Origin of the sequence: Nonomuraea maheshkhaliensis, from assembly GCF_039529435.1 — a bacterium.
GTDB classification, from domain to species: domain Bacteria; phylum Actinomycetota; class Actinomycetes; order Streptosporangiales; family Streptosporangiaceae; genus Nonomuraea; species Nonomuraea maheshkhaliensis.
The window spans coordinates 1-1,210 of sequence record NZ_BAAAMU010000314.1 but is presented as its reverse complement, the minus strand read 5'-3'; the positions used below and the strand labels follow the sequence as shown (position 1 = coordinate 1,210).

Annotated in this window: 1 protein-coding gene; it reads left to right on the top strand. The window is 69.9% G+C overall.

Features of this window, described 5'->3' with window-relative positions:
* On the top strand, window positions 1-1,210 hold a 1,210-nt coding region (locus ABFX54_RS56605), incomplete at both ends, for an NAD(P)/FAD-dependent oxidoreductase (protein ID WP_346115613.1).

Below are 1,210 nucleotides of genomic sequence, written 5' to 3'. Positions count from 1 at the left end.
TCCCCCATGCGGAAGAAAGTGCTGGTCCTGGGCGGGAACTTCGGCGGGCTCAACGCCGCGCTCGGCGTCAGGCACGAGCTGGAGGGGGACGTGGACGTCACGGTCGTGTCGGCCGCCGATCGTTTCCTGTTCAACCCGTCGCTCATCTGGCTGCCGTTCGGCAAGAGATCTCCGGCCGCCATCACCTTCCCGCTGGCGCCGACCTTCGGGATGCACGGGGTGGAGTTCGTGCACGCGCAGGCCACGGCGATCGACCCGCGGGCGCGGGTCGTGCGCACGACCAAGGGTGTCCGCAGTTACGACTACCTGGTCATCGCCACGGGCTACCGCAACACCTTCGACGTCCTGCCCGGGTTCGAGTCCGCCGACGGCGCGTACACGATCACCACGCTGGAGGACGCCGTGAGGGCGGGGGAGGGGTGGCGCCGGTTCCTCGACGACCCCGGGCCGGTGGTGATCGGGGCCACGCAGGGGGCGGGGTGCTTCGGCGCGGCGTACGAATTCCTGTTCAACACCGCGTACCAGTTGAAGAAGGCGGGGCTGCGCGGGCGGGTGCCGCTCACGTACGTGACCGCCGAGCCCTTCTTGGGGCACTTCGGCATCGGCGGGTTGCCGGGCGGCGAGAGGCTGCTGCGGATGTTCTGCAAGAAAGAGGGCATCCGGACCGTCACCGGGGTGGCGATGCAGGAGCTCGCGCCGGGCAAGTTGCGGCTGGCCGACGGGCAGGACCTGCACTATGCGTACGCGATGATCGTGCCGCCCTTCACCGGCCAGGAGGTGGTGGCCGCGGTGCCGGGTCTGGCCGATGACAAGGGGTTCGTGCCGGTACGAGACACCTACCAGTCGCTCGCCTACCCCGAGGTCTACGCGGTCGGGGTCGCCGCCGCGGTGCGGGTGCCGTGGACCACCGCCATCCCGGTGGGTGTGCCCAAGACCGGCTTCCCGACCGAGGTCCAGGCGCGTGTCGCCGCCGCGAACATCGCCGCCCGCATCCGCGGGCTCGGCCCGGTCGCGCACAAGGAGTTCGGCGCCATCCCGGCCGTCTGCGTCATGGACGCCGGCGACAACGGAGTGATGATCCTGGCCGACCGGATGCTGCCGCCGCGCAAGTTCGGCGTCATGATCCCGGGGCCGCAGGCGCACGTCGCCAAGGTCATGTTCGAGAAGTACTTCATGTGGAAGTCCCGTCACGGCTACGTACGGCTCCCGT